Annotated in this window: 15 protein-coding genes; 1 reads left to right on the top strand and 14 read right to left on the bottom strand. The window is 41.8% G+C overall.

The genetic code is table 11. The features are described from left to right. Positions 1-86 precede the first annotated feature (86 nt). The 7 genes from galB to LC454_RS01110 form a co-directional block, all read right to left on the bottom strand. Positions 87-2,603 carry a beta-galactosidase GalB gene (gene galB, locus LC454_RS01140; RefSeq protein ID WP_223578302.1) on the bottom strand — a complete coding sequence of 839 codons (2,517 nt, stop codon included), beginning with the start codon at positions 2,601-2,603 and terminating at the stop codon, positions 87-89. A 65-nt stretch (positions 2,604-2,668) separates the two neighbouring features. Continuing rightward, positions 2,669-4,900, bottom strand: coding sequence for a glycoside hydrolase family 3 C-terminal domain-containing protein (locus LC454_RS01135; protein WP_223578300.1), 2,232 nt, complete (start codon positions 4,898-4,900; stop codon positions 2,669-2,671). Between the two features lie 74 nt (positions 4,901-4,974). After that, complete coding sequence (locus LC454_RS01130) at positions 4,975-7,266, bottom strand: glycosyl hydrolase family 95 catalytic domain-containing protein (protein WP_223578298.1); 2,292 nt, start codon at positions 7,264-7,266, stop codon at positions 4,975-4,977. Positions 7,267-7,370: 104 nt separating this feature from the next. Then, positions 7,371-8,627: a DUF2264 domain-containing protein gene (locus tag LC454_RS01125; RefSeq protein WP_223578297.1), complete on the bottom strand. Its 1,257-nt coding sequence runs from the start codon at positions 8,625-8,627 to the stop codon at positions 7,371-7,373. Positions 8,628-9,111: 484 nt separating this feature from the next. Further along, positions 9,112-11,040 carry a right-handed parallel beta-helix repeat-containing protein gene (locus LC454_RS01120; protein WP_223578295.1) on the bottom strand — a complete coding sequence of 643 codons (1,929 nt, stop codon included), beginning with the start codon at positions 11,038-11,040 and terminating at the stop codon, positions 9,112-9,114. Positions 11,041-11,098: 58 nt separating this feature from the next. Then, positions 11,099-13,378 carry a hypothetical protein gene (locus LC454_RS01115; RefSeq protein ID WP_223578293.1) on the bottom strand — a complete coding sequence of 760 codons (2,280 nt, stop codon included), beginning with the start codon at positions 13,376-13,378 and terminating at the stop codon, positions 11,099-11,101. Positions 13,379-13,415: 37 nt separating this feature from the next. Further along, positions 13,416-15,644 carry a hypothetical protein gene (locus LC454_RS01110; protein ID WP_223578291.1) on the bottom strand — a complete coding sequence of 743 codons (2,229 nt, stop codon included), beginning with the start codon at positions 15,642-15,644 and terminating at the stop codon, positions 13,416-13,418. A gap of 451 nt (positions 15,645-16,095) precedes the next feature. On the opposite strand from LC454_RS01110, the gene LC454_RS01105 reads away from it, so the two are divergent. After that, positions 16,096-16,977, top strand: coding sequence for an AraC family transcriptional regulator (locus tag LC454_RS01105; RefSeq protein ID WP_223578288.1), 882 nt, complete (start codon positions 16,096-16,098; stop codon positions 16,975-16,977). Here the strand turns inward: LC454_RS01105 and LC454_RS01100 are convergent. The 7 genes from LC454_RS01100 to LC454_RS01070 form a co-directional block, all read right to left on the bottom strand. After that, positions 16,964-17,359 carry an L-rhamnose mutarotase gene (locus LC454_RS01100; protein WP_223578286.1) on the bottom strand — a complete coding sequence of 132 codons (396 nt, stop codon included), beginning with the start codon at positions 17,357-17,359 and terminating at the stop codon, positions 16,964-16,966. The genes LC454_RS01105 and LC454_RS01100 overlap by 14 nt on opposite strands. A 139-nt stretch (positions 17,360-17,498) precedes the next feature. Next, positions 17,499-19,058, bottom strand: coding sequence for an SLC5 family protein (locus LC454_RS01095; protein WP_223578284.1), 1,560 nt, complete (start codon positions 19,056-19,058; stop codon positions 17,499-17,501). Positions 19,059-19,081: 23 nt separating this feature from the next. After that, positions 19,082-20,254 (bottom strand): enolase C-terminal domain-like protein, encoded by a 1,173-nt coding sequence (locus tag LC454_RS01090; RefSeq protein WP_223578282.1) that lies wholly within the window; start codon positions 20,252-20,254, stop codon positions 19,082-19,084. Then, a complete protein-coding gene (locus tag LC454_RS01085) occupies positions 20,251-21,147 on the bottom strand; it encodes an aldo/keto reductase (RefSeq protein WP_223578280.1) in 897 nt (298 codons plus the stop codon). Before LC454_RS01085 ends, LC454_RS01090 begins: the two co-directional genes overlap by 4 nt. A 32-nt stretch (positions 21,148-21,179) precedes the next feature. After that, on the bottom strand, positions 21,180-21,716 hold the full coding sequence (locus tag LC454_RS01080) for an RNA polymerase sigma-70 factor (protein ID WP_223578278.1): 537 nt from the start codon (positions 21,714-21,716) through the stop codon (positions 21,180-21,182). A gap of 285 nt (positions 21,717-22,001) precedes the next feature. Then, complete coding sequence (locus LC454_RS01075; RefSeq protein WP_223578277.1) at positions 22,002-23,345, bottom strand: MutS-related protein; 1,344 nt, start codon at positions 23,343-23,345, stop codon at positions 22,002-22,004. A gap of 190 nt (positions 23,346-23,535) precedes the next feature. Continuing rightward, on the bottom strand, positions 23,536-25,149 hold the full coding sequence (locus LC454_RS01070) for a glycoside hydrolase 43 family protein (RefSeq protein ID WP_223578275.1): 1,614 nt from the start codon (positions 25,147-25,149) through the stop codon (positions 23,536-23,538). Positions 25,150-25,153 lie beyond the last annotated feature (4 nt).

Here is a 25,153-nt window from a genome sequence, read left to right as displayed (position 1 = left end):
AAGTTAAGCTTGATTTTTCGCTTTATCTGTCCTACAATCCGGCCAGGCACAGGAAATAAATCTGCTTTTTTAAGTATTCTGTCTTTTTATTTTGACAATACATTTACGGACGCGACTTTCAACCCCTTGCTCGATGCCTTGATCCGGATTGCGCCCTGCTCTCCTTTTTTTGCCTTTACGATGACCAATGCCATTCCATTATACGCTTTACGCGAATGACTTTGGAACGAAGTAAAATCAATCGCATTCCCATTATCGGTAGAAACAATTTCACCCGCACCTTCGACCGAAAAATCAATCAGTGCGTCCGATTGAGGCACCAAAGTTCCTTTTTTATCAGTCACTTTTACCGAGACAAAAACTAGCTCCGACCGTCCGCCATCGATTGTAGCACGATCCGCTTCCATCTGGAGCTTTTCGGCTTTTCCAGCGGTTTGAATTTCTGCTTTGGACCATTCCTTGCCGTCCTTATAAGCAATTACCTTTACCGTTCCCTGTTCGTAGCGCACACTATCCCATTGCAATCGAAAATCCTGTCCCGCAACCTTCTTCTTACGTCCTTGACTTTTTCCATTGACGAACAGTTCTGCTTCTGTACCCGAAGTATACACATGCACCGGTGTAATCTCCCCTTTTCTGCTTGCCCAGGTCCAATGTGGCAGGATATGCGTCACTGGCAATTCAGGTCGCCAATGGGATTGATATAGGTAGAACCGATCTTTTGGAAAACCGGCAAGGTCGATAATACCGAAATAGCTGCTTCTTGAAGGCGGATTCTTCTTCTTCAATTCTTCCAATGCAGCTTCCAGTTCAGCACGTTTTGCGGGATCCGTTCTAAAATTCAACAAATTGGTCTCCGCTGAATTATAAGGTGTCGGTTCGCCCAGATAATCAAAACCTGTCCAAACGTATTCTCCCAGCAAATTTGGATATTGAGCCAATATCCGGAACTGTGCATCCGGTGAACAGCCCCATCCCGGAGCAGCACGATCGTAAGAAGTGACCTGCCAGCCATCGTAATCGGTTCCAAAAAAATATTCGCCACGGGAAGAAACACAGGAAGAAGTTTCGCTACCAATCGTCGGCATGCTCCGATAACGCGCATCTTTATCCCAACGACCTTGTTGACTGAAGAAATAATTTACACCCATGATATCCAAAGCAGTTGCAGCCCCCGACTCGCGGCCGCCATCCGGGTCATTATAACCATTGGAAACTGGTCGTGTTGGATCTGCCCGGCGAATAATATCGGCCAGATGCCGAGTCATGTTGATATCCTGTTGTTCAAGCACCTCATTACCAATGGACCAAATGAATACCGACGGATGATTTCGATCGCGATGCACCATAGCCAATAGATCGCGCTCATGCCACTCATCGTATAATTTATTATAATCTCTTGCGCGCTTACCTGTTTGCCAAGCGTCAAAAGCCTCGTCCCAAATCAAAATCCCCATTTTATCAGCCAACTCCAATAGTTCCGGTGCTGGTGGGTTATGTGATGTGCGCAGGGAATTCATCCCCATGGTCTGTAACATTTTGAGCTGACGTTCCAAGGCTGTTTTATTAAAAGCAGCCCCTAATGATCCTAAATCATGATGGTTACATACCCCCTTTATGTCTACACGACGGCCGTTTAACTTGAAGCCTTCATTTGCTGTGAATGCTATAGTCCGTACACCAAAAGGACTATAATAAGTATCGCTTGTCTGGCCGTCAACGATGACTTCAATCTTTTCTACATAACGATTTGGCGATAGAATATCCCATCGTTTCGGTTGATTGATATGTGTTTCAAGTGTCAGTTTGCCACTTGCATTGGCATGAAGGTCTACAAATCCATTGGCTGTAGCCACCTGTTTTCCAGGTTTATCTTGTTCATCCAACTCAAAATAAGTCGCTTTGACCTCTGCATGTACCGGGGAAAAACGAAAATTATCCAAAGTTACCTCGTTCTTAACCGTCGCGTATTGATCATTGATAACCGGCGTTGTAAGTGAGGTTCCCCAATGCGCAACATGCACAGCAGAAGTACGTACCATCCATACATGGCGATAGATTCCAGCACCGCTATACCATCTTGATTCCCAATTTTCCGTATCCAAACGTACTGCCAAAACATTCTCAGCATCTTTTTTTAGATAGGGTGTCAAGTCCATACGAAAGGAACTATACCCATATGGCCAAGTGCCCACATAGCGGCCATTTAACCAAATTTTGGCATTCGCCATGGCTCCATCAAAATCCAGATAAACCCGTTCTCCGGCTTGAAGATTTTCCAGTTTAAAATGCTTTCTATACCAACCTATCCCTTTATAGGGCAGCTTTCCAGATTCACTGGCCAATTCAATACGGAATGGTCCCTCAATAGCCCAATCATGCGGCAGATCTAATTTACGCCAGGAATCATCACTAAACTCGGTCTTATAGACGTCATTCGGTTCAGCCAATTGATTACCGTCCGCTTGCAAACCAAAGCGGTAAAACTTCCAATCCCGATCAAAAAGTTCAACATGCGCATTTCCCATGCGTGTAATTTCCTGCTGTTGTCCAAATAAAGAGAGGGATAACATTGCTAGGATCATTCCAAAAAGTACTTTCATTTAATATTGTTTATTCGTTGATTAAATAAAGTTATGAATCTATACAAGCCTTTATCTATTTTGTCTTAATAAGGTCGATACGCAGTTCCATGCATTGTAATTTCACGCTCGACTCCCACAGATTTACCTGGCTGACCACCACCAACATATATTTTGACAGTCCCACCTTTTTGTATCAGGTCCCCCTTTTCACTCACTAGGGCAAGATCTTCAGGTGTCAGTATAAAAGTTATCTTTTGAGAACGTCCTTTTTTAAAAAATACGCGCTGAAATCCTTTTAAAGCACTATTAGGCACCTTATAGTTTCCTTCTTTTGGATGAACAACATACAATTGAACGACCTCATCACCATCACGCTCGCCACTATTTGTCACCTGTACCGTGACCTCAACATCAGTGCCTGTTTCGACGATCGTAGGTGCCTGCAATTGTTTATATTCAAAGTTTGTATAGCTTAGTCCATAACCAAATGGATAACGTACCTCACCCGTAAAATAACGATAAGTCCGGTTTGCCATGGAGTAATCCTCAAAATCGGGTAAGTCTGCATCCCGTTTATACGTTGTCAACGGCATACGTCCTGCAGGATTATAGCGACCAAATAGCACATCTGTAATAGCATCTCCAGCTGCCTGTCCGCCATACCATGCCTGCAATAGGGCATCTACATGTTGGGATTCCCAGTCGAAACTCATCACCGACCCCGACATATTGACCAAAACAAGTGGTTTTCCTACTTTTTTCAACTCTTTCAGCAATGCGGTCTGTACTTCCGGAGAGCCCATGGTCGAACGGTCGCCATTGACAAACGCACCATAACCCGCCGCTCCGGCATCGCCCGCTTCACCTTCATAGTCGGCGGTTATACCACCAACGAAAACAATAACATCTGCAGCAGCAGCCTTTTTAACAATTTCTTCAAATGAAGGGCCGCCATCAATTTTTTTCATAATTTCGGTTCCCGCAAGATAGTCAATCGCGATTTGCTTTCCATAACGTTTCTGTAAGCTACTCAACGGTGTGACAATTTCTGAGGGCGTACCAAAATAATTTGCTAACTGCGCATGTCCATTATTAGCATTGGGGCCGATCAAAGCAATTCTTTTTATTTTATTGGGATCCAGGGGTAGAATGCCATGCTCATTTTTCAACAGCACCATAGATTCCTGGGCCATTTTATAAGCATGGGCCTTATGCGATTTACTTTCGATCACTTCGCGACCTATCTTTGCATAAGGTACCAGTTCTTGTGGATCGAACATGCCCAATTGAAACCAGATCTGCAAAAGTCGGGCTAGTGAAACATCTATTTCCTTTTCGGATAATGTCCCTTGTTTTACCCCCTGTTCCAGCAATTGATAGAGATTACCACATTCCAGATCTGTTCCAGCCAAAACTGCCGCACTGACGGCCGCTGTATTATCCGGATGTGTATTATGTCCGCTAGCAAAATCATTGATACCCCCGCAGTCCGAAGTTACATAGCCTTTAAAACCCCATTGCTGCCTCAAAATATTATTAAGTAGCACATTATTTCCACAACATGGCATCCCTTCCAAACGGTTGTAGGCACACATGATCCCATGCACTTTAGCCTTGGTTACCAATTGCCGAAATGCAGGGAGATAGGTATCCCAAAGGTCATAAGCTGATACTTCCGCGTTAAAAGAATGTCGATTATGCTCGGGACCACTGTGCACAGCGTAGTGTTTGGCTGCTGCAACTGCTTTCAAATACTGCGGATCATCACCTTCTAGTCCGCGTACGATAGCTGTTCCAATCTGACCTGTCAAATAAGGGTCTTCACCATAAGTCTCCTGTCCCCTTCCCCAACGTGGATCGCGAAAGATATTGACATTCGGAGTCCAATAGGTCAAGCCCCGGTAACGTTGACCTGTTTTTCCAGCTTTGAGATCTTCATTGAATAATGCGCGACCTTCTGTTGCCGTAAAATCCCCCATCTGTCTGACCGCATCCGTATTAAAAGTAGCCGCCATTCCTATTGCCTGTGGATATACCGTGACTTTTTCTTCTGTCCTTGCAACACCATGCAGCGCTTCATTCCACCAATCGTATGCCGGAATGCCTAATCGTGGAATGCCCTTAAACTCGTGCTTCATCATCTGCACTTTCTCCGATAAGGTCAATCGCGCAATCAAATCTTGAATACGTTCTTCCCGGCTTCTTTTCACATCGCGAAAAGCGTAATCTTTATTTTGAGCTGTCCCCTGTTTTCCTCCACAAACAAACAGCAGAAGAAGAACATTCAGCCTCAAAAAACATCGGTTAACTTTCATTTCTATATTTATTTTTATCAGGTATATTTTTCTATATCCAAACTTCATCTTGGCCAATAGCCTGTTATAATCTTTTAAACACCAGCAACCAAGTAAACACGGTCGCCCTTTGCTGTCTTGATATGCAGACGATCTCCCTGCATTGTTTCCTTCATTTTACCATTCTTACGACAAGATACCTTTTGTCCAGGCCACGGGTTATCCAAGATCAAATTGCGGCCCTGTTCGCTTAAAATTTCAACATAAGCAACAGCTCCATTTTCAAGTTTTGAGGAGACTAAAAAAGCACCATCTACACGCAGATTGGCAAATTGTGCAGCTTGCTGTTTGTTCCATACCGGAAATAATTTTAACACCTGATGATGGACACCACACAGCATCTGGTTGATGGTTGTCGGTACAGTACTGCAATTTTCTATACCGTGTGGGTTATTCAGTTGAAATCCATTCGGGTAAGTATGCCGACTATATTGGTTCAAATGATACAAAATACTATCTACGTTATAACCTACGCGAACCGCTGCCGGGAAAAAACTATTGGTACCATTATTATCAGTCCAGCGTCCCATTTGGCTGATGGTATTACGCGCAATGTCAATCCAATATTGGTCACTTCCGAGGTCAAGCTGCATAGCCGGAAAGATATGTTGTATACCCAGTGAATTATCGTTCCACCAAGCAGGCCCCTTTTCGGTATAACGGAAGACTGATTGACCATCTCTTTCCTGAACCGGAAAAGTAGCAAGATTCTCCTTTACCTGTATCCAATTCGCCGCCAACTGACGGTCCAAATCCAAATAGTTACTCAAATCGGCAGCCAGCTGCAGTGTCTGCCTTACCAGTCCAAGACTTAGAATTGGATTGCTATCCCCAACAGTACCTTCATGAATTGCATCGTTAAAAATCACATAACGCCCTTTTGCATCTTTCTTTACATAATTGTTCCAAAACACAGCTGCGCCACGCACATAAGGGTATATTTTTCGTGCATAATTGCGATCATAAGTCGTGTAAAACGCCGTTGCCATATTGGTTACACCATAAGACACATTACTTTTTTGACCAAAGAACAAACCTTTTTGCTCCACCTGTCCACCTTGGATATAACCACCAAATGCGCTTTCCATGATGGCATTTTGACGGGTTGTTTCCATTCCTTTCGGACCTATTCCCACTGGATACAGCAATCCATCCGAAATCCCAGTTATTTCTTTCGAATAGAACTGACCTCGTTCCATAAAGTCGAGCAAAGGTTGCTCATACGAACCTGCTGCACCAAGATGATTGGAAGAATAAAGTCCATAGTAAGGCGCCATATAGTTATAATTCAAATGATAATCGCCATTCCAATTGGGAATCTCCTGGGTAATCCATGTTCCAAAGATGGGCGGTGCAAATTGCGGATCGCGACTACAGGATCCCATCACATAGTGAGACAAGTAATATTGTTTTTCGATCACTTTATCAGGAATTTCAACATAAGACTCGGACCAAAAATCTGCCCACCATTTTTTATGTTCGCGCTCGAGCAGTTTTACATTTTTTAGATCTAAACTAGCTATGGTCTTAAGCACCTTTTCTACACAATCTTTATTTTTGAAATTGGAAGATAAAGCACATACATAGGTTAGCGATTCGCCTGCATGTAAGTTGAAAGCAGGTTGCTGCTGTGTGATTATTTTTCCAGCGGCAGCAGCCTTTGTCGGAATATCTACCAACTCCTCAAAGCCCCTACTGATCAATATTGTTCCATTTCCTCTCGTCTCCTGCTGAGTGACAGCTGGGAACAGTGATTCGGCTGATGGATTATTTTTAAATTGGTCACCGGCTGGGAGAAGCAGATTTATCTGCCCACTGATTTGTTGCTTCCCTTTGTTTTGAAATTGTAAAATCAAGCAGTCATCTTTCTCGGAAACAAATGATCGGATCTCCAGCAGCTTATCTCCCGCCTGAAAGGTTGAGGTTGCAACTGCTGTATAGAGATCTAAATCAACCTTGTAACTAGCCGTCTTTAACATTGGAATGGCGACTTCCACCTTACCCAATACAGCAGGATAAGATTCATTAAATCCAGATTTTAAACGCCAAAAATCATTTCTTGCCAGGTAGTAGGTCTGCCTATCGGAAGTACCACCAATGGCAACTCCTGTACTGCCGTTCCCCAATAAAGGGGCATCCACAGCTACTTGGGATGGTATACGTACCGCTGGTCGATCGAATTTAGCCACATATTGCGATACGATAGTTTTACTTTTTTGCAATAATACTTGTTGTACGGCGTTTTGCTGAGCCTGACCTGGTAAATAAGAACTAAAACCAAGGAAACAAGTAAAAAAAACTAGCTTAAGATTTGGCGATTTCATCATAATGCTTTCATTAAAAGACGACTCACTACCACCGTTCCCTAGAACAATTGTAAGAAAATCATTCGGCTAGCTTTTTAGAAGAAATAACAGTAATTCGGCTTATGTTAATAACCAATTTTATAGTCTTTTTTAAACACCTGACCTTGCCAAGCTTTCTTTGTTGTCCAGTCTTCCGGTTTATTTGTCCAGAATGGATCATTTACAGGCAATCCCAACGGCAAAAAACTGAGTGTCGTCATATATAAACTTCCAGTGGAAGTATAAGTATCCGCAACTTCTGGCTGTCCGCCACAGAATCCCAACAATAACCATCCTTTTGGATCAAAGTTCGAACAGGAATCGAACATTCGCCGATGCATAGCCGTCATCGCGCTTCTAATCTGTCCCGGCGACAGTCCCTCGGGGTACTTACCCAATAGAGCCACTTGTGCCAGGGACTGGAAAGCACCCGTACGGTATGTTATCGACCGACCAAAAGGGGGGAAGCTTCCGTCTACACCGATCATGCGTTCTTGAAATGTTGCATAACGCTGCATACGTCTTAGGACCAAATCATATTCCTTGCTACCCATCTTCTTTACATCCACAAGCGTACGATAGATATCAACCAACATGGGTTGAATAACAAAACTGTTGTAATAATCCATGGCAAAATAAGGCCCATCGCTGTACCAGCCATCTCCTAAGTACCATTCCTCCATTTTCTTCAGTGCTATATCGATACGGGCGGGATCAGCCTCTTCCCCTATGCGTAACAAAAAGACTTCCGTCAATGCGGAAAATAACAGCCAATTGTTGTAATAGGCGGCTCGATTACGCAAACTTTTAAAATTATTGATGATTCTTGATTTTGTCGCTGTATCTAATGGTTCCCAAAGTGCCTGAGGAGCTCTTAAAAAACCTTGTGCCATAAATGCTGCGTCAACAATTGGCTGTTGTTCTTTGCTGAAATCTAGACAATCCGGATTCCTTGGATTCACTGCATTCGCAATTCCCTTCAGCAATGCCAAGCGCAATTTCTTGCGCTGCTTTCCCTCTTGTGTATTGTCATCCGGGAGTGAAAGCCAGGGAGCAACACCAGCCATGGTACGCCCCACAGCTTCCAAGTAAGAAACCTGTTCTGCCTTTAACATGTAGCCTGGAGCCTTTTCCAATGGCATATTCTTTTTCAGCGTGCCCGAAGCGAGATTATGGATCACCGGAGATACAATTTTGTAAAGTAGTCCGGTCCAATAATCACGATCTTGGTTTCCTTGTTCAATTGTTGTAGGAAGAGTGGTAGCCTGTTGAGCGACTACGGGTTGAGCTATTCCGGCATAGAACACGGAGGTTATGCAGGCAAGCAATCTAACATATTTCATTCGTTTGGGTTTGATCTAAGCGATTGGTTATAAATTTTGTTTAGATTTATATACTATCATGATGATAGTGCATAAATCTAAACAAAATACTAGATTCCTCCCAAAGCAATCACTTGAAAATTATTGATTAATGGTTTAGCCAAACTCTTATTGACATACAGTCGTACGGCATCTGATCATGGAATTTAGTGGCAACAACTTTGGGATCAAAGGGTAAACAAATTCGTCCTTTTGACATTACTTGTTCAGTGCTCGTTCAGTGCTTGCTCAGGGATGACTCAGTAACAACTGAATAACCAGTGACTGATAACTGTCTAATAATTGATTGAAAATTGTAATTAGCTATAAGTTGGTATTAAGATGTTTCCCTTTAATAAATATCTTGGTTATTTGTTATAGTCTCCTCTATCGACAGAAAGGTTATGTTCTTCAAAAAAGGATGCTCAAAAGCATCCCACACGATTTTAATTGAATTATTAGATTTCTATTCATAAATCAACGTTATTTTTTTATTCTTTTTCCCAGTATATTCAAACGGACCTGGCGACGGATTGGACTTTTTTCGAGCATTACCGAAATAGTCCCGGTCAATCCGCAAAGGTTGCCCATTTCGATCTTCAAATGGCAGATTTGGTATAGCAGTAGCTTGCAATGATCGTGATGTCACCAAATCTCTACTATGTTGCAACCAATTTGCTTGAAACGGAAAGTCCAAATAGACCTTACCTTGCTTTTCCACTAAATTGACCAAAACAGCCTGGTTCGTATCAATCAATGCCTGTTGTTCCACCGCTCCTTTCACGACATAGGCTTTCATACGCTGTTCGGCATCGGCATGTACCTCGCCCATACGCGCATTCTCCTTGTGTGCTGAAATGCCGACACTACCTTTTAAATAAACATTGCCATTCAACAATACTGGTAAATAGGCCTTACTATAATCACTAACATCCCCCCCTTTTGCAAAAATATTATTGATAAACTGTACATCTCCACCCGGATTATCCTTTAATGCCGTAATCCTTGTTCCATGCGCTTTCAAATAGGGGGTCAATCGGCTATCGTAGGCAACCACATCTATTTTTCCAGCAAAAAGGTTATGGGCAAAAGCAGCCCCCTGTGCGTTCATTAACAAACTTTTAGGAGAAAGCATAATATTATTGGCAACGAATGCCGGCCCATGTGTCACTTCAAGAAATACATCAAGATCGTTCTGATACAACAAGTTGTCCATAACCTCTGCTCCCTGAGCCATCCAGTCCAACCAGATTGCCTTATCTGTGCGAAAGATCCGATTATTTCGAATGCTAACATCTACAGCGCCATGAAATTTAATCCCTGCCATTTCCGCTCCTGTAAACAGGCGCTCGATATGGATATCATGGATGGTATTCTTGTCTATCGTACTGAAAGAACAGCCCATACTACCCACAATACCAGCCTGCTCACAATAAGCAACCTTATTGTTGCCCACATAATGACTACCGACGCTGTCCTTGTTCCATCCGAAAGCCAAGGCTCTTTTTATCGTACCGACATAACCTTCAGCCGACTCGGTATCTTTATTATCATAGGCATCACCATATTTTCCTAGCGCAATCCCGACACATTTGGAATATTGTATGGTATTATTAATAATTCGCCACCCCTTACTCCAATGTGTTCCAATTAGCCCCTCCTGCTCAGCTGTCGGCGGAGCCCAATTGGTGGCAGCCTGTTCCATGACGAAACCATCGACCGTGATAAAATTGACAAATGGACGATCGGGATAGAAAACCCTGCGCCGGACATTGATTTCGACATTTCCCTGATTGGGGTTGACCTGTGGGAATCGTGCCCATATAACGGTATTTTCTTTGTCTACCGAAGCCCACCACCCTCCTTTTGGGGAACGGTCGGTCAACAAGTGCTTTTTAGATGCAGCTTCCATTAGCCAATGACCATTTAGATAGACCGCGCCACGATGATATTTCCTTTCTTTAGGAGTCGGCCAAAACCAATCCCCACGGATCTCCTCAGCATAGGGATTAAATGTACCAAAGAATGTATTGGGTAAGTCCAATTGCCAAATATCGTCATGCACTAACTTCCAGTCCCTCACTTCTTCGGAGCCTTTAATAATTACCTTCTCACCTTTTGCTGCACGATAGGTGATGGGCTGTTTTACCGAAACGCCACCGCGTGGCGGAACAACACTTTCCCGGTACACCCCCTCATGGACTGTAATAATATCACCGGGCATAGCAAGCTTTGCTGCAGCCATAATGCTGCGGAGTGGTTTTGCTGGAGTGCCAGCCTGCATATCACTTCCAGTGATCGCAACATGGTATTCCCTAGGCTTCGATTTCATCTGTGCCGACGAGGTTTCAAATCCCAAAAAGAAAATCCAGGTTAGAAAAAAAGTAATTTTCATTTTAATCAATTTAATGCCATAAAAACCATATCCGGCCTAAATGGACCGGATATAGTTTTTAATATCCTTTTGCTCTTGTCAATTTTGTTAATAGTTGCTTACCCGAACCATCTTTGTTGATCCGATAAAGATTCCAATGATCTTTATCCAATTCTTCGAGTCTAAAACTCTGCGTAGGATCCACTAGATATTCTTTCACCCATCGCGGGAATGCATTTGCCGCACGGGCGTTCTCCCAAGTGCGAATTGCCTTAAAAATAGCATCTTTCTGCGCACAGCTTTCCACCTGTTTTTGATTCAGTTTTAAGCTGTAGGTCGATCCCGTACCCACGGACATGGCCTGGATATGCTCATATTCTTCTACAGTAGACTTTTCTGTAATAGGAAAATTCCCACCCATTCCTACAGGAAAGAAATTGGCTTGGCACACATCCCTTAGATCCTTCCCTTGACTTGTTGTACTACCCCATTCTCTTGTTTGCGCATCATATAAGTTTTTTCCCCCACCTACATTCCAGATACTTTGATAATGCCATGATCCCTCGGACAAAGTAGCCCCTGTAAATCGAATGTCAGCTAGCCCATGCTGCTTCGCGCGATCAAACATCTTGCGGAAAAAGCGTTTAGCCGAATAGTAACCATGACCATTATTGAACAAGAATTCCTGACCGTCAAAATCATAGTAGCCCAAACCATTGATTGCACAGACATCGGCGTAATATTCGGCAATTTTATCCTGCAACTGTATATTCGGAATCAGGCCATCATAACCATAGTCAATGGTAACCTGTAATTTGTACAAAGTATCCTGTGCCTTATGTGCACTAGCTGTCGTTTTCCAATATCCTCTTTTCACGTTCAATAAGTGATAAGGTTTTGTGTCACTAACCCCGAGATAATGGATCAACTCCTTTCCAATTTTAATGATATTTAAGCTCTTGACATGTCCTTCCCAACTGCCAATTTCTTCTAGATGCGTCGGATCATCCACATAGATCAATGTATCCGTAACACTGATTGCCTTAGCTAGCAAACGTTTTTGTTGATACCAGATACTATCGCTTGGAACCGGACTTGCATCTTTCGTGCCCGGAGCCAGGGCATTCGTTATCGGGGTACGACCGATAACAAGATTGTGCTTGGCTGCCAACATCGCATATTCCTTATGAGAAAGTGCTTTCCCATCGGAGAATTTCAGCGGCTTATGCTCAAAGTTTTTACCGTCAATATAGCCTGCATTTCCGCGATCAGGTCGTAAAAATCCTTGGTCATACAAGCTGATAGCCTTAAATCCCAACCGGTCAGCATATCCTATCATATTGTCATATTGTCCACCCTCGGTCAATACATCAGGTACAAAGGCTGCTGGATCTTTGATCCATTTTCCATTGACGGTCGGATGTGGCAAGCCTTCTTTTAGGACAATATCTTGAATCACATCCATCAAAGCCGTACTATCGGGACTTCCCCAAAAGGCTATCGATGAACCGATATAATCGACACCGGGTAGGGGCTGAACCTGCAAATGGTTTGGCTTGTTTGAAGGCATATTGGGAATCAACGAATAATACACCTCACGCGGACTTCTACGGTCCCGAGATTGGTAGGTAATGGATATCCTTCCATTTTTATCCACCTCAGCTGCATTGCCGTACATAATCCGATAATAAGGTTCTTTGTGCGCATAGAAGGCAACATCGCTGATACCATTTCCACCTAAAGTAAATATTTGACCTTCATGCAAGTCATTTGGCAATGGAAAACGCGCAGCGTCCGGTGAATGGATAATATACTGAAATGGTGCTGCATCGCCTTGAATATCTGCTGTTCCGCCCAATGTATTGTCATTGAGTGCCAGCATACCAATCGCGTAGTTGACTGCCTTGCTCGTATCCCGGCTGACACCAATAATCTCGCCCAGTAAATTGGTTATATTGGTATGATATGATCCCCATTGTATAGCCTCAATTTCTTTCGAGTTTGTCAAAGAAAGAAGTTTCATCTTGAAGTACTTCGCCTGCGGTATGATGCTGATGCGTGCAGTGGAACCGTTAGGATAAGCCAGAGTCATGATTTTATCGCTTGCAGAGTAGTTCGCCCGATTTGGATAGGTATACAGCCTTTTCTTCGCATTATATAGTACCATCAACGGGGATGGTTTATCAGCGGGACTAAATTCCGGACTCGATTTTTTTGTAATGTTCTGCATGCTCGTGATGTACCCTTTTTGGTCGATCACAATTTTAAAATAATTGGTCTTTAATGTCGTTTGGCTATACCCCATCGTTGACAAGGCAGTCAATCCGAGACATAGCAGTTTAGCTTTTAGAAATTTCATTCCCTTTAATTTTAAACGTATCGTATTTAGTTCTCATTTATAGGTCAACAGCCAGGGATTCCCCTGCTTTTATGTTGACTTTGTTCTTCCAATCCCAAAAAGCATTCTCTCCCAAAGGCCGAGCCGCTTGGGCAGCATCTTCTGCCAATATTGTGATATGAGCGTCGTAGGCTGTTGGATTGTGAAGTGTCAAAGACAAGCCCCGAGCCGTTTTCTTTATCGTCTTGATAACAATATGATCAAAGGCATAAGCTGTCCCTTTGTCCTTGCGGACGTAAAGTCCTGGTATCTCTAGCGCCATCAATGCCCCATTGGTTTCATTCCATCCTGTTTTACCACCATCGCCACGTGATCCCCGACTATCTGCATCACAGTAGGTCAGACGTTCGGTGATCTTACCATCGGGTTGTACACCTTCGGCATGCGCATGGATAACGTCACGCATCAGGTCAGCATACAAGCTTACGCCGATTTCCCGGAACAACTTGAAGAGGACATCGCCAGACTGCGTACAGAATCCCGGGGCACCATGTTTGTTTTGTGTACTCGCCCAAACTGCCCCTGTGAGGTTGGCACCCAATTTTGCCAAGGCTGTATTTTCAGGCAGCCGATACGGAAAAGAGACTGTCCAGGATGCCGTATAATTCGCTAGATTTCTAGCCTGTTCCAAGTATTCGCGTTGGCCGGTTTGTTCAAAAAGTGTCATTAATGAAGTCGTCAATGCAATTGCAGTTTCGGAATCTGCATTCTGCAAAATATCGCCACAGGCTCCCGAAGTAAATCCTACAAGCGCAAACTCATCGTAATATTTTTTTGCAGCCTGCTTTGCAATTGCTAGATAATTATCATTATGAAAATAGGAAGCGGCCAATGTCAAACCAGCAACAGCCATCGCTCCGCCTGTTGTATTATAAGCTGCAACTTTACCAGATTCAACAGCCAAATAATTACCCCAGGTTCCTTCTTCTTGCCAAGTCTTTACAAATGCATCCGCAAGTTGCCGGGTTGAGTTTTCCCATTCTTGGGAAATCAAAGAAGATTTGCCCTGTTTTTCCAATAACATAAACTGTTTCACCATCCAGTACAGTACATCAGCATTTTTACGCGTCAATCCGATCCCTGGATTTAGTTTGGCGCCATCACGGTAAATAACCTGGCCATCTGCCCCCAATACATCATAGTAGTATCCGCTTGCTCCGCGCCCCTGTGGCAAAGCAAAGTTAAACGTATGACTTACGCGATTGAAATGGACAGTATCTGCCAAAGCCAACATAGGATAGGTATTGATCAATCCGCCTACCCAACCATAAGACATCCAATCGGCATTTTCAGGGCAGTAAAACCCAACAGCATCTTTTGCATAATAGCGTTCATCAATATTTTTTGCCATACGCTTAAAAACCTCGCTCATCGGCATCAGATTACGCGGAGTTGTTTCCATGACATGCGATTTTCGTTCTTGCATAAAACGTGCGTACAACTGTGAAACATCATCTGCTTGAAACTCAATTCTTGTCACTCGAATCTGTAATTCATCCCCCCTAGCTACAGATATCCCGCGATCAGGACTTTCACTAAAGCCAATAAACTCGGGCTTACGTGACCTTACTCCGGGAGCGCTAATGACAAAACTGGCAAGACTCCGATCTCTGCTCTCTTCAATAATGAGTGCATGATCTTTCAGTTCATTCTTCCATGTAATCCCTTGATCGGTAAAAAGAAAAACTCCCTTTTGTTGCTTCCGATCCAAATAGGCCATCAGTGGTGTGCTGGTATTACTGATGTTTACTTCTAATCGAGAATTAGCACCAAATTCCGGAGAAAGCTGTGGTATGGGGTTAGACGTAAGGGCCAGATCTTTGCGGTAATAATCTGTTTTGTCCAAACCCGTTGCATATTCCCGATTAACGATCCGTTGGCGATTGCCATTATAAACAACCGCAGGAATCATCACGAAATTGTCGCTCGACCAATCATAAGCATCAAACGCAACAGCCACTCCCACATCTTTCATGGCCTTTTTCGCCTTAAAACTAAATCGATAGGTCACCTCACTGGTCCCCTTCTTTTTTAGGACCTCCTGCTTAACATCCCAATTGTCCGAATCCGCTCCTATAGCTGAACTCCGTACCAATTTCGCGCCCTCGTATTGGCAATCCAATAGGCGGAATAGAGATTTCTTATCCCGACGCTCTGGGAGCCAATCCTGCGAAAAGCTATTCAAAGCCAGTACACAAAGTAGAAAACTTCCTACTATTTTTTTCATTCCTTTACTATTTTACTTTTTCCATTGAATAGAAGAGTTGGACTGCTTAGGAAGCCCAACTTTCACCACTTTTAACAAATACACTAAATCACACTCTGAATAAATCTAATTATTATTTTAAAGGATCAAAGGTTACATCCATTCTCCTATTCACTCAATTTTTGAATTCCCTTTCATCACTTGCTTTCTATAGGCACCTGCACTGTTTAACACGAAATTTGTTCATTAAGTTTCTCTATTATTTATAATTGATGGCAGGAATAAATTTCAACATTATAAAAATAGATAACCACCAGTAATTTGCTCTTTTGTAATGTTTTTTTGCATTAAACATTTTACATACAAGATGCGCCAATTTTATACTTTCATATTTTTTTTTCTTACCTTTAACTACATTATGCAACCGGTTGCTATAATATTATGATTTTTAAACCTATTTAAGGCTTTTATTATGATGCAGCATATTTATGAAAACTTTACTTTCCCACCGGATCAGTCGTTTACTGTCCGTAGTGAAGAACTGGAAATCAAAAAATACACTTCATTAAAGTCACATCTCAACTTTGAGATTGTCTTACTGGGTAACTGTATGGGGAAACGGTTTATAGGCGATCACATTGAGGATTTTGAAGGTGATGAATTGGTATTGTTAGGAAGCTATCTTCCGCATTGCTGGCAATATTACAATACAATCGATAAGGATAAACCCGCTACGGCATCCATTGTTCATTTTTATCCTGATTTTTTGGGTAAAGATTTTCTGACCAAACCCGAAGCAATTCTTCTGAATCAATTGTTTATCAATGCTGCAAAAGGAGTACTATTTTCTGGGCCAATAGTTAGACAGGCGAAAGATATTCTCAATGAGATGTTGGTTGCCGCAGGGCTGTCCCGCGCAGTATTGATGCTACAGCTCCTAGACAAACTTGCCTTATCCAATTCCTATAAGACATTATCTTCACCATCTTTCAATATCATTGAAAATTCGACAGATGCCAATCGTATTAACCGGGTTTTTGACTATATATTCAAGCATTTTAGAGAGGATATAACGCTACAAGATGTAGCTTCTATAGTGCCCATGTCTTCCTCAGCCTTTTGTAGGTTCTTCAAAATGCAAACCAACAGGACCTTAGTGGATTTTATCAAAGAGATACGCATTGGTCATGCGGCAAAATTATTGATGGAAGGAAAGTACAATATTACAGAGACCTGCTACAAAAGTGGTTACAATAATATTTCAAATTTCAACAAACATTTTAAAGATGTTAAGGGGAGTTCACCCCGGGATTTTCTAAAGCAATATCGCACACCAGAAGCTATTTATGTTTAAATTCATAAAAGAGATTCGTTTCGGTCCATTTTTGTCCAGCTGCGGTACCGCTGACACCTTGTTGATAGGTATCCATCAACGCGTTCCATTCGGCGCATTTAGGACTGTAGGATTCGGCAAGTTTACCCATCTGATCAAGGTTAGCACCCACTGGGACACGAACTGTCATGACAATGAGCTTATCGAAACGATATAATGCGATCCGTTCATAGCCTGCTTTCTTAAAACCTGCCTCTACTTCTGGCCAAACATGACTGTGGTAAGTCAGATATTCCTTTAATTTTTCTGGATTGTCGACAATATTGACAACAAAGACATGCTCTTCATATTGCGGCGGTACATTGGGTTTTGATCCCTCCCCTTTGCACATAACAAATGCCATTGAAGTGCATAATATAATTAAGCGAACCAACATTTTCATCTTCACTTTCGTTTAATATTTTTACTGAATGAGCTTTCTCCTATTCAATCTTTACTTCGCCATGTTATTCATTGGCTAGTGATATTTTCTACGAATAAGGTCAATTAAAATAAATATAAATCATGATCATGACGAAGGCTAGTCCAGCCCAAGTCAACCAAACTGAGCGAGATTGACCAGACTCTTTTGCATTCGATCCATCGAATAAGGTCGGCAGCTCCGAATTTACATTGGATTTGGTCAAGAAAGATACCAGCACAATGATCAGACTCAAAGCTAAAAAAATATAAAAAGAAAGCATCAGAAAATGTGGCCAGAAGCCTCGGTATGGATAATTTAGGACATGGCAAACACCCAGAATCAAACAAATTAGGCCACCTCCATATAAGACAACTTCGGCTGCTGTCCCGTTAATTCCACGCCAGATCACTCCCCATAAAAAAACGACGGCCAAGGGTGGTGCCAAAATGGAAACCAAACCTTGTGTTAAGTCAAAAAAACCTTTTCCAGAATAAGAAAATAGCATCGCTATGCCAATTCCCACCAGCGCAACTAGGACAGTCACCCATTTTCCCATACGCCGCTGCTGATTATTATCCAACACTTTAAATTGCGGAACAACATCTAACGTAAACACGGTACAAAATGAATTCAAGCTTGATGATACCGTATCTACTAAAGACGCAATCAGCGCTGCTATGCTCAATCCCAAAAGACCATGTGGCATCAATTGTTTGATCATAGTAATGTAGGCATTATCCGGAGCAGTATCCTTAAATAATACGAAACACATGATACCGGGCAAAATAAATATAATCGGCATGATAATCTTAAGTGCGCCGATAAATAAAGCGCCATATTGGCCCTCCTTTAAATCCTTCGCTGCTAAAACCTTCTGTACGATCGTCTGGTCAGCACACCAATAATATATGGCTACGACAGGATAGCCCAACACGATGCCAACCCATGAATATTCGGTATTTGAAGCAGGTAGAAATAATTTCCAATACGATGCTGGAGTTTGGTTGATCAACGCATCGAGATGACCAATCTTCTGAAAACCAAGGAAGGTCAAAATGATCGACGATACAATAATGATAATAGACTGGAAGACACCTGTACGGACAACAGCTTTCAATCCCCCTATCGCAGTAAAACTTGTTGCGACGATACCAATAATGACGATTGCCGTAAATAACTGACAGCCGAAAATACCTGAAATAAGCAACCCTCCAGCGTAAAGGGCGCTGCCCAGCCACACGACTAAAATGGAAATCAGGCTGTAGACGATCAGAAAATTATAAGACCTTTTGCCAAAACGGATCAACAAAAACTGCGGTATAGTACTAATCTTGGTTTTTAGATAATAAGGCAAGAAAACCATGGCCAATAACATCAGAAAGATCCAAGCCAATAATTCGAAGTTACTCGCAACAATTCCATGCGAAAAACCAATGCTGGCAAAGCCAATTAACATCGTTGGTCCGGCATTAGCTCCAAAAATAGAGAATCCAATCTGCCACCATTTTAAGGAACGCCCCCCCAGAAATATATCCTGTTGATTTTTCTCTTTTCTTGAAAAACGAAAACCTACATATAAAAGAACTAAAGCATATATTGTTAAAACCAGGTAATCAATATAATTAAATGTTAAATTCATAATCAGGTTCGCTTTTTATTGTATTACATACTGACCAAAGGATTGTATCCCGGGACATCCTGCTTTAACCAGACCTGCTCCCTTAGCACCTTATTTTCCTTTAGGCAATAATCCCAATTGATACGTACGGGCAATCCATCCGATTCTGGTAAATGGAACTGTCCATTTTCCAATGATGGTCGAATCAAAAAATACTTTTCCAAGCCATACATCAGTGAATACAGGTATTCTATCATGCCGGTTTCTTTGGCTGTAGTCATTAAAAAGCTCGAATATAAGGAATAACCGCCAGAAGATAACTGCAAATTGCGATCCGCACATAAATCCCGAACTTCCATCCATTCTTTTATTCCACCAAATTGGGTCGGAACGGGCTGTAAATGTTTTATCCCACAATTGGCAAGCATCGGAAATATTTTAGAGGTCCGCTCAGATTCGCCATAAGCTACGGGAACTGACGTACGCTTGCAAAGCTCCTCAATCTGATCATAGGCCGCTGAATGTATCGGTTCTTCGAGCCAAGCCAATTCATCCTCACCAATGGCATCCAAAAATCGAAATACCTCCGCGCAAGACCATATCTGATTGACATCCACTGCTACGCGCATGTCTTTTCCAGTCAGTTTGCGCACATATTTTACACGTTCGATATCAGCTGCCAGATTTGTACCGAAGTCCTTTCCAATCTTCATCTTATAGCAATCCACTCCAGCATCCAAAAAGAGCGCAACTTCCTTTTCCAGTTGCTGCAATGTATAATTGGTTCCACCACCGCTTCCATAGATTTTCACACTATTCCGATTACCCCCGATATAACGATATAATGGTAGATTACGACGCCTGGCTGCCAAATCATATAAAGCCATATCCACCTGTCCTAAAAGAGCTGATGCCGCACCTTTAAACCCTTCATTTCGAATAGACCAGTACAACTTAGGAAAAAATTCTGCATAGGTTAAACCTTCACAATGGAACAATATGGGAAATAGGCAGGTTTCCAAGATATTGGTATAACTATTATAAACAGGTGCTTCTCCTACAAATCCCTCAGCATCTTCGATGCGAATAACGGATATGCCAAAACTTGGAAACGGCCCCATGGTTGCATCCTGAAAAGGAGTTATGTTGGCAACAGGTTCCAAAACTCGAATACTGACTTTTTGGATATTGAAAATCTCCTGATCTATTCTATTCATTTATTATCATTAAACGTTTGAAGGATTTCGTTATAAATATTGACTGGCAGCACGCCTTGTTTGATTGCGTCTAAAGAATTCTGCAGTTGTTGCCTGTTAGCTGCTCCCAGGACTATTTTGAATACAGCATTCATATTCAATAAAAATCGTAATGCAAGCATTTCCAATGGTAAGTTATGCCGTTCTGCAATAGCCTGAATTCGTCGCGCTTGTTCAACCGTCCCAGCGTCGAGCCAATTAGGTATGTACTGTGAAAACTCTTGAAACTTACAACCTAAAAGCCCCATATTCAGTGGACTCGCCGCATAATATTCCATTTGGGACTGTTGGCATATCGGGATACTATTTTGGAGCGCGTCTATGCGACACGCATTCAGCTTATTATACTCCATCAGAATATCAAATCGACCTTCTTCCAGAAATGGTAGGAACCAACTAGGCGGATTTCCGCCGATGCCAATTTTTTTTGCCAATCCTTGCTCTTTAAAATGCTCTATAGCTGAAACTACCCTTTCAGCGTTATCTATGGTCAATACAGCAGGTTCATGTAAAAAAAGTACATCAACAGTTGATACTCCTAGTATCTTTAAACTTTCGTCTACACTACGCTGCATGCCAGCAGTGGAGTAATCGTATTTAGCTTCGGTAGCGACATAACTTTTTAATCGACCAACTTTTGTGCTAATTAAAGGTCTTTCACCAGTCCATAACTGTAGAACCTGCCCAACTATGGACTCCGCATCTCCATAAGCCGGCGCGGTATCCAAAGCACGTATACCATGAGATAATGCTTCATGAATCGCCTGTATAGATTCTTCAGGATCTACGCCTCCCCATACACCACCCAGTCCCGCTGTACCTAATATTATTTTATCTATTCCCAGATTACCCATCGCATTTTAGTTGAATTGTAAGATCTAAATTACTAAGAAGCAACCATATAATCTTTAAGATTTACAGTGAGCACTTTTAGTGCTTTCGTAATATGATATTCCACCCCTTTTAGCGAAATTCCCATTTGTCGAGCAATATCTTTACCACTGATGTATTGATGTCGGCTCAGTTCAAAGACTTCCCGGGTCTTAATGGGCATTGTTTCCAACGCCTGCTCCGTTATTTTCTTAATTTCTTTCAGAAAAATTCGCTCTTCATTTATTTCATTGAGATTATCGATCTGCAATTGCAACTCCCATTCGTTCCAACTATCTAATGGTTCTATCAGTTGACGATGGATTCGTTGGTGTTTCAAATAGTCTAAGGCCTTATTTTTTATGACTTTTAACAAGAAACATCTCGGAGACAACAATGTTTCTTCTTGCATACGTTCCCATGTTGCCATTAATGCATCAGCTGTAATATCTTCCGCAACAGCATCAATGCGAACAAAAGATTTGGCAAACAAAAAGGATCGTTGATGATACTCTTTAAATAATTGATCAAAATGCTGTACTATCTGTTTCATTACATAATTAGGTAATAGGAAAAGTCAAATCATTTCCCATCTATTTTTATGTAAAGTTTAAAATCTACCAGCGACACAACTAGGTCAAATTTGACCATTATCGGTGTTTTATTTGCAAAAGCCTACAACACATATTTGCCAAAGAACCTGCCTTATAAAAAATGACAGATGTGCGAAACTCTTCGTTATCCATTATCTGTAGCCTTAAACTATTTAAACAGTAATGGATTAATGAAATAGAAAAAAATAAAATAGCTAATCTATAGCATCAGATAAAACAATCAATCAGTGGGATACCTTAGTTTCCTTCAAAATATCAAATACACCTTCTCGCCTCAGGAGCCACATACCGAGTTTTTCTTCTGCAACACCATCTACAAGCTGGTAGGTAAACAGGAGTCCTTTATCCTCATCAAGTCTGATACCCAAGTGTTTCATTACGGTGGTTCCTCCAGCTAGCAAAGATGAGATTTCAGTGATATGGGAAGATAATAAGAATACACTATGGTCAAATTTGTGAAGACAGTTGATGAGTTCTAATGTTGCCTCACTGGCATCATTATGATTTGTGCCCTTAAATAACTCATCCATCAGCACAAACATCTTTTTACCCGCAGCGAGTAATTCAGCTAGGTGTTTCACGCGAAGGACCTCATTAAAAAAATGACTCGCACCGGCATTGATATTATCGCCTAGATTTATTGTCGCTGATATCCCATCAAACAACACAGTTTCCATAACATCCGCAGGGACAGGAAAGCCAAGATGCGCCAAATACACACAGGTTCCAATGGTTTTCAATAAGGTAGACTTGCCCGTCATATTCGCGCCCGTAAGGTACCATAAGTTACCCCCTCTTTTTATTTCAATATCATTCTTGACCGGATCTTCTAGAAAAAGATTATACGCTGCCCCTATTTTTATCATATCGGAACCTAAATTTCGATCGTCAATAGTAGGGAAATTAAGGTGCTTACCTTTGGTAGCTTGAGCCACACCATACAAGGCGTCTAGTTGATATAAAACCTCAAATACTTCCCGTATTGAATTTCGCTTTATATTCCTAAACTGATAGTCATATTTAATCATCAGTTCCACGGACAGTTTATTTTCCAACAGTTTTTCAAACTCAGCCTGATCGATATCTTCAAGTACACAATCAATCCTATCGCAGTAATTGACTATAATACTTCTTGTGGGATGCTGAGACTTAATGGACCCAAGAAATACGTTGAGATAATCGATGATTTTCGCTATTTCATAAATAGAGCGTCTGATTAATAGATCGCGTTTTTTGAAGTCTAACGAAAGAAAATTTGTCGATACCAGCTCCAGGTAATAGGATGTTTTGGTTGCTGAATAGGGTTCCAATGGTAACGATAAATATTGTTCCAAATCTTGCATCATATATTTATCCAGAATATCCGTAATATCCACATCCTGCATAAAACGAATAATCCACTGTCTATCTTCTATTTCCGATTTGGCCGAAAGCGGTTCAAGAAAATACGTATACAGGGTATCTCGACCACCCCATGTAATTGTACGGTCGAAAAAATCAACCATGTCTCTATACTGACTATTCGTAACATTTAAATCTGCTAAGGTCTGTTTGTCAACAATATTCATATTTTCTCACGGTACTGCTTCATGCGTGGTTCTTGGTACGGTACTGTTTTCTAAACTTACTTAAAATCACTGTCATTGCCAATACTGTATCAGAATAGTTATGCGTTTTGCAAAAAGCAAAAAAAGCCTAGCATCGTCAAATGATACTAGGCTTTCGTGTAAATATCCGCTATTATTTTTAAACCTTATTTTACTTATTGGTAAACCTAAACCAGTTAAAATCGGCATAACCATCTACTCCTTCTGCCGTTTTACTATAGTTGAACAATGCAAAACGATTTGCTGTCCAAGGTAGTCCTAACTGCATCTTTAAATCATCTCCAATAGCATAAAAGTTCTCTCCATCGGTGCTATAATAGAATTTTGCTATAAACCCCTTATCAGTAACACGTGCCCTTACCCACAGCTTATCACCTTCAAAGTTCTCTTTACTCTCGATAATCTTATCATCATTACTCATGATAATTTTACGTTTACCGTTGACCTGCTCCACAGCCACAAAAGCATATGGGAATTCAAAAACACCAAATCCAGTCACATTGCCATTTTTTAATCCTTTCAAATCGATTTCAACAGTACCTTCCGAACTTGGCCCCTGCACCCGTTGTGTCAAGGTATTACGGGCAGTTTTTAAAGAATCTGCACGTGAAGCATGTAGACGCATATAGCCTTTATGTTCTTGCAGTGACCATTTGCTATTATCAGGGTTATGGTTCCATTGCCATTGTAATCCAAGTTTGCTACCATTGAATTCATCCGTTGTCGCTGGAGTTTTTATCGGGTAAGTCTTTCCGACATTTGGTTTCTTGTAAGTAATCACGTCCTTGTTACCCGTTCCGAGCATAGGCCATCCGTCTTCCCATTTGACAGGCAAAAGATGGGGAACCCGACCTATGGCACCACGATCCTGCATAATAATAAACCACCAGTCTCCATTTTTCAACTGCACCATTCCCCCTTGATGTAAACCGTTGTCGGGATAAGAACTGTTGTCGTTGAGTATCAATTTATGTTCGTAAGGACCATAGATATTATCGGAGCGCAAGCAGATCTGCCAGCCCTGCGTTCCACCCGCCGGACAGGTGATATAGTACTTGCCATTGATCTTGTACATATGCGCTCCTTCCATTCCAAAATGACCACCAAGTTCGTTCGCATTCTTGAAGCTACCTTGCCAGATTTTGACTTTATCACTCTTGACAGATTTAACATCTGCATTCAACTCTGTCAGGTATAATGTACCTTGACCATGTACGACATATACTTTACCGTTATCATCGAAGAACAATCCGGGATCATAAAGGTATTCGGGAAAGATTGTCCGCTTCCATGGTCCCTCTGGCTTATCCGCTTCGCAGATCGAGAAATTACCCTTTTCACGTCCCCAACCATACGGTGTACAAAATCCAGCATAGAATTTCCCATTGTGATGCTTTAAAGTTGCCGCCCAAGAACCATTCAAATACAATGTTCCACCTTCCATATTGTAACGGGGGTCTTCCTCATAATGATCCACGGCATAACCTACCATTTCCCAATTGACCAAATCTTTGGATTTTACAATCGGAGCACCTGGTACATAGTGCATGCTCGTCGAGATCATATAAAAGTAGTCGCCCACACGGATTACATCGGGATCTGGCCAATCGCCCCAAAGCAAGGGATTGGTAAAGGTTCCATTACCATTATCAGGGCTCCATACCTGCTGTGCCGACGCCTGACCAAAAAGTGATAGTGTCAATGCCAATGTAAGTCCCAATTTCATGGCTGACTTACAGTAGTGTTTCATTATAATCGTACTCATCTTA

Origin of the sequence: Sphingobacterium sp. GVS05A (assembly GCF_019969845.1) — a bacterium.
In the GTDB taxonomy this organism is placed as follows: domain Bacteria; phylum Bacteroidota; class Bacteroidia; order Sphingobacteriales; family Sphingobacteriaceae; genus Sphingobacterium.
This window is presented reverse-complemented; position numbering and strand designations above follow the sequence as displayed.